Raw genomic sequence first — 6831 nt, 5'->3', positions numbered from 1 at the left:
TGTAGTCTCCTTGGTTTGTATTTGGATCCGGTCGCTGGCGAGCATCTGGGACCCTCATACATCATACCAAGGAGTCTTTTTGTTTCTCAAACCTCGTATTTCTTCATTATAGGAATGCTGCCCTTTAGTTGAGAAAACGGCAGCTCATCATTTCTTGAAGTTGTCTAGATGTGGCGTCTTTTGTAAATTTACATACCATTGTGTAATTCATTTCCAAGTGACCACTCTTTAGTACATTTAAGTTATAGGCTATATTTCAATAAAGCAAAGCCCCGCATAATTTCCCAAGCGCTTGGGAAATTATGCGGGGCTTACTTTTGCTTCAATTAGCTAATACTACAAGGGAAATCGACCACACGGGCAAAGAATAAGTACAACGCGGCTAATTATAATTCTTATTTGCTCAGCGTTCAATAGGGCGGAGCGGCACAAATTGATGTGGCTGCTGAGCAAGCGGACATGAGTCGGAATACTTTCATCCTCGAAGCTATCAGAGAGAAATTAGAACACGATATTCCTTAGGAGTCAATAAACAAACTTATCTAAAAGGCACGGAAAGGCCCGCTTGATCTTTGTCAGCGGACCTTTTTGCATGGTTTTTCCGGTGCTGCATCTTCAAATTATTGCAATGCAACTTCACCAAGATGCTATGCTATGCCAAGGAGATTCTTAAGCCAACTCCCAAAACTGAATGCCTCAAACATACCTCCACCTCCTTTTTTATGTACTAGAAATCATTTTTAAGAAAGAGAAGTTTTTAGCAACTAACTCTTTATATAAGATATCAAAGAGATTTATTCTTGCAAACAACTGTAATATTTTTTTTGTAAAAGTTTTTTATGGTTACAATAATAATTGTTAAAAAAATATAATATTTTTTTAACATATGTTTCATAAATTGCGTGGGGAATAGAGCTTCGTCAAATTTCAGCAAATGTATGGGTATTGGGCCAATTGCTCCGAGCTGGGACAGATCAAAAATGGACGTGCGCTAGTCCATAGTGCACCTTCCAGACGCCTCCTTTCGCCGCCGCATACCCAACCATCGGAGGAACATCAGGATACGATGTCCCTCTTGCATGTAGTTTCGCGCTTTCCTCACCGCATCATGTCCTCGCCTTTGCGGGCGAAATCCATAGCTTTGTTCGGAGAACGTGGGGTCAAATACAGGTGTTAGTACTTGCGTAATCGCCTGCTGAATGAGACGGTCTGTCACGGTAGGTATCCCTAAAGACCTCGTTCCACCGTTCGGTTTCGGGATTTCGACCCGACGTACTGGACTCGGTTTGTAGGTTCCGTTTCGTATGCTTTCTCGAATAGTTGGCCAGTTTTGTACGATGTGTCTGCGTAAGTCTTTTACCGACATGCCATCTACGCCATGACTTCCCTTATTCGCTTCGACCCTTGCTAGCGCCGAGAGCATATTGTCTCGTGACAGCACTTCCTCGATCATCCTTCGATACACTCCCTTACGTGAACGTCTCTTCTCTTTGTGCCGATGATGAACTCTGCCCTTCTGAGTGCCCTCGCGTATTCACCGCTACTTTCCTCAGATAAGTCCCTTCAAAAAAAATTTGGGATTGTCTGCTTTCCATGCCCATCCTCGAACGCCAAGTCGTTTACGTTCCTATTTCATGTTCAGCCCTTCCGCAAGCTGTTGCAACAGCTTGCGTACTATGGCTTCTGATGACTTCTGTACATTCAACAAGCCCTTTCGGATTTGCTTACGACTTTCGGTCGCCTATTGTACAGATCTCCCCAGGTAAGAACGCTATCTTCCTCTCCATCTATCTGCTCCATTTACTCTCGTACGCCTTTGGCAGTACGGGTTTTGGTTTGTTGTGCAACCTCACCCAACGTACGTTAGCCTTATATGAAGTTCGTGTTCCTCAGACCGGAGATTTGCCGCCGGCTTCCTTCAGATTCCACCTCGCGGTGGACACCCTTGCCTTAAGCTATGGCTACTACTGCCTTCGCCATTCGGGACTTGAACCCTAGAGATAGCGCCCATGCTGGGCGCACACAAAAACAGCAACCGGCAATTAACCGGCTGCTGTCGAGTTCTTTAAACTTTATATACCTTCTTCGTCCCCCAGTCGGACTTAATCATCTCAACTGCTTCCCTAAACCTCAACGAATGAACGATCTCTCGCTCACGAAGAAACTTTAGTCCATCCTGTAAATCCACATCATCTGTCATATCAATTAGCCATTGGTACGTCGCTCTTGCCTTCTCTTCTGCTGCAATATCCTCATACAAATCTGCTATTGGATCGCCCTTGGCTCCAATGTATGCGGCCGTCCACGGTACACCTGAGGCATTTACATACATCATTCCGTTATCATGGTTCACAAAGTTTTCGCCAAGCCCTGCCTCCTGGAGTTGTCTAGGCGTAGCATCTTTTGTCAATTTATAGACCATAGTAGCAATCATTTCCAAATGAGCAAATTCTTCCGTACACTATAGTTGTAGGTAATGGATCCGCTTTGATTGCAAAACTGCGAGCTCTGCAGCTTATGTTATATCAACGTTCACCGTTATTTTAATAACTCATGCATTCCCGGAGATTACGGGATTTTACAGAAGTTCTTGTCCTAATAGGGCTTTGCATAGAAATTCTTGTCTTGAACCAATGACAAGAATTTCTATACAAAAGAACAAAATCTTCTAAACGATATATTATAATTCATCAAATGTAGTCATCTTTGCAATAAATTATCCAAGATTTAACCTCCTTTTTAACACAATCCCCTGCTCTTCTAACGGTTATCCTAATGTTCAATTTTTTCAAAATAGCCATTTAGCTAACTGTTATTACAGTCGACCACTGTTTGGAGGTTTTCCCCCCACAATTACCCAACATAAAATAAAAAAGCTTGATTTCTCAAGCTTTGATTTTTGCTCAAAGTTATGTCCTTACTTTTGTGTCCAAGATAATTGTGCAACTAGAAGAGAATTACCATAATGGTCTTAAGAGAACGAGCCAATTGCGAACATGGAACAAGATCTGATCTGTTAAACAGTAAAAGGTTCTAGAGTTTTCATATTTACGTAATTCGCATACAGTTTAGCGCTGTTCTGTAACTCAGCATCGCTTTTTCTGTCGGTGGAATAGAGAGTAAATGGCTCTAAAAAAATAGTTTCAATTAAATTGCTTGTTGCATGAAAAGGACTGAGCAGCTCATTAATTGTATACATTTCATCTTCACTTTGACTATAATCCCTTTCGGATCCCCCGATTGATATCGCAAGTGCGAGTTCCTTCCCCCTCAATTTGCTGCCTTTTGAAGTAAAGGCCCAGCCGTACGTCAGAACATCATCCATCCACTTTTTTAGTAGCGGCGGTGAGCTATACCAGTAAAATGGAAATTGAAAAATTATACGATCATGCTGCTCTACCAGTTGTTGCTCTCTCATAACATTGATTTGAAAATCGGGATAATTGGCATACAAATCATTTATTGTTATAAGATCAGGATACTGAGTTAGTTCATTTAACCAAATTTTATTAACTCGTGAGTTGTCTAAATTTGGATGAGCGACAATAACGAGTGATTTTCTCATAAGAAGTTAGTCTACTTCCTTTCCTTTCTATATAATTACATGTATTTTTTGCTAAACCTTTAACTAATTTTTTAAATGAATATTACTGATAAAAAAATATGCTGTTGAGGGGCGAGCAGCAACGGAATCTGTTACTGCTCATCTATTACTTTAAGCTTCTGTATATTCGAACGTTTTCACAACCTCATACATGCCTGAATCGAATGTTGCTATTGTCAAAGCTTCTTTGAAGAATGGCAATGGCCTTGGATCGTCACGCATCGCTTGGTAATGATCGAAATCTTTCCATTGTGCGTACATCGTTACTTTAGTTCCATCAGTGCTTTTGTGTAAAGCACAAGAAATAAATCCAGGAGCGTATTTAACAGAACTATCTGTTGCCTCAGTCAGCAATTCGACGACACGCTGTTGGTTTTCTGGTTCTACTTTAAATACATTAATAAATGTCAGAATCGATTCATTTGCATTAATTTTTGTCACGGTTTTCACTCCTCAATTGAAAAAGATAATATAGGTTGATCCCAAATAACTCAAAACATTCATGGAAAAGCTTATAACTACCCCTGAAGTCAAAAAAGACCGGTGTGCACGAATACGCACAACGGCCACTTCATTAAACCAGTATTGCTTTCCATGATGCTTCGATTATTTGTTGAATTTGCAATTCGTTTAAAGGGTATTTATTTACAAAATAACCTTTCAAAATCGAAGAAATGATACCGTGAAGCAACTGGTGGCAAAGATGTGAATCCATCTCTTTGATTATCCCATTCCTTTGGCCATCAATGATCAAATCCAGAACAATTCTACTGGAATTATATTCATCATCCAGATTACGCAGCTCAGGAGATATATATGGCGAAAAAGAATAACTGTCGATAAATAAAAACTTTTTCGGAAAATGCATGCCGAATTGCAACCGATTCATCTGAAGGCACTTAAATCGTTCGTAAAGGCTTGCATTTGCGTCGTAACCTTGTATAAGGTACTCCCCCATTTTTGAGCGCGAATCTCTGTATACCTCATTCACTAAATCCTCTTTGTTTGAGAAGTAGTTATAGATCGTGCCTGATCCGACATTCGCACGCTTGAATAATTTGGAAAATGTAACAGACTGCAGGCCCTCTTCGTGAATTAAGTCAAGTGTGGCCGTCATAATGTCTTGTTTTTTACTCATATATCCCCCCACCTCTTAACTTTATTGTAAACTCAACTCCTCGATTTCGTACAGTGTCGATTCACGATTACGGATCATTCGATGCTAGGAAAATACTGAGCTCTATTAAGATTTGCAGCAGCATTTGCAGTGTCTCATCCAAAACATCTCACACTTGCTTGAGCCAAAGAAAATAGCCAGTTACCGCTGCTGCCATGGAATATTTAAAAGCGACGAGACTGGAAGCGTCATTCATCAACGCCTCCCCTTCAAGTATGTTTTTAAGGCTGTTTGGTAAATTAATACGTCTGGATAATGAGGCAACTGCTAATGTATCATAATGGCACAGGTACAACCGGAACGAACCGATGTACGACGTTGGAAACGCCAATTAAAATTAACAACAGCAAGATTAAGATGGCAATGTCCAAAGCGGCTTCCCAACTTTCGATTTTTTATGTTGTATAAATTCATTTTATTATGAGTCAGGTTCTACTTCTTGATGATAAAAACTCAAAATTCTATTCTCATCTCGCCTCGACCTTTCTTTGTAAGCCATAAGCCATAAAAATATCCCCTCCAAGACTCACTCGAACCCCCATAGTAACATGACAGTTTGAATGAGTTTATTCTTGAAGGGGATCATACATAGCAAGTGCTAATTAGCTAATTGATATTACATCGGCAAGTCAAATCCAGTTATTGTCTTTGTCTCTAGGCAATCTTTTATGCCGTGTACGCCATATTCACGACCGATACCGGAATGCTTGAATCCGCCGAATGGAGCTTTCATTTCGAAGCCTGCGCCGTTAATAAGCACCACGCCTGCTTGGATGAGGGAAGCTAATTCGTTAGCTCTCTCCAGGTTTCCCGAGCTAATATAAGCACCGAGACCGTAGTCTGTGTTATTTGCCATTTCAATTGCTTCTTCTTCGGTTTTGAACGTCAGAATCGACAGTACTGGTCCAAAAATCTCTTCTTTCGCGATCGTCATATCAGGGGTAACGTTAGCGAAGATCGTCGGTTTAACGAAATTCCCCTGCTCTAGACCTGCTGGATGGCCTTCACCGCCAGTTACCAGCTCAGCACCTTCTTGAATGCCGGTTTTAATGAAGTACTGGACTTGGTTGTATTGCTTCTCTGTCACGATTGGTCCAAGCACAGTGTCGGCTTCGGATGGCAAACCGACTTTCATCGATTCGGCGGTTTCGCGAGCGAGCTGCTTCACTTCTTCCAGACGATGCTCCGGAACGAACAATCTTGTACCTGCTACGCAAGCTTGACCGTTATTCGAGTAACTCGATCTAACTGCAGCTGGAATTGCTTTGGAAAAATCTGCGTCATCCAGAATAATGTTAGGTGATTTACCGCCCAGTTCTAACGTTACGCGTTTCATTGAATCTACAGTTGCTCTGCGAATTTCTTTACCTACGCGAGTCGAGCCGGTGAAGTTGATCATTGCGACGTCTGGATTGCGAGTCAATTCTCCCCCTACTGTCGAACCAAGCCCATTAACGACATTAATTACACCTGCCGGAATATCGGCTGCATCGAAGCATTCCGTTAGCAGTTGCGTTTGCAAACCACTAAGTTCACTTGGTTTGATTACAACTGTACAGCCAGCAGCGATCGCGGCACCAAGCTTGGCCGTTATTTGTGAATAACTAGCATTCCATGGCGTGATGATACCCATAACGCCTACAGGCTCGGAGACGACTTTGGCTTTCCCGATATAGTGAACAAATTCGTATTGCTCAAGTGCTTCCTTGCTTATCATTAAATTCATTGCTGCCAATTGAACACGTCCGGTAGCTGCCATTCGAGGCGCGCCATATTCAAGGATATTAGCTTCTGCAAGCTCGTCGATATTGGCCAAAATGGCATCGTTTAGACGTTGAAGCATATCAGCTCTTTCTTGTACCGACGTCTTCGAGAAAGCTGGAAACGCCGCTTTCGCTGCAGCAATAGCCAGTTTGGTGTCTTCTTCATTACCAAGCACTACACTTCCGATGATTTCCCGTGTTGTAGGGTTAATCAGCTCTTGACGCTGTGTACCTTGAGGAGTTACAAACTTACCGTTAATATAAATTTGATTAATGTTTCTCATGTT

4 protein-coding genes and 2 pseudogenes are annotated in these 6831 nt (G+C 41.7%); all 6 read right to left on the bottom strand.

The window, feature by feature from the left end; genetic code table 11:
• Positions 1-1063: 1063 nt before the first annotated feature.
• Positions 1064-1453, bottom strand: a pseudogene (locus tag M3194_RS28290) (reverse transcriptase domain-containing protein); the annotation flags it as partial.
• Between the two features lie 612 nt (positions 1454-2065).
• A pseudogene (locus tag M3194_RS28285) lies at positions 2066-2458 on the bottom strand (manganese catalase family protein); the annotation flags it as partial.
• A 558-nt stretch (positions 2459-3016) separates the two neighbouring features.
• Positions 3017-3565, bottom strand: coding sequence for an NAD(P)H-dependent oxidoreductase (locus M3194_RS28280; protein ID WP_251657482.1), 549 nt, complete (start codon positions 3563-3565; stop codon positions 3017-3019).
• Between the two features lie 150 nt (positions 3566-3715).
• Positions 3716-4045, bottom strand: coding sequence for an antibiotic biosynthesis monooxygenase family protein (locus tag M3194_RS28275; RefSeq protein ID WP_251657479.1), 330 nt, complete (start codon positions 4043-4045; stop codon positions 3716-3718).
• 133 nt (positions 4046-4178) lie between these two features.
• Entirely contained in the window at positions 4179-4742 is a 564-nt protein-coding gene (locus tag M3194_RS28270) for a TetR/AcrR family transcriptional regulator (RefSeq protein WP_251657477.1), read from the bottom strand.
• A gap of 655 nt (positions 4743-5397) precedes the next feature.
• On the bottom strand, positions 5398-6828 hold the full coding sequence (locus M3194_RS28260) for an aldehyde dehydrogenase family protein (protein ID WP_251657476.1): 1431 nt from the start codon (positions 6826-6828) through the stop codon (positions 5398-5400).
• Positions 6829-6831 lie beyond the last annotated feature (3 nt).

It is taken from the genome of Paenibacillus glycanilyticus (assembly GCF_023715145.1).
GTDB lineage: Bacteria > Bacillota > Bacilli > Paenibacillales > Paenibacillaceae > Pristimantibacillus > Pristimantibacillus glycanilyticus_A.
This window is presented reverse-complemented; position numbering and strand designations above follow the sequence as displayed.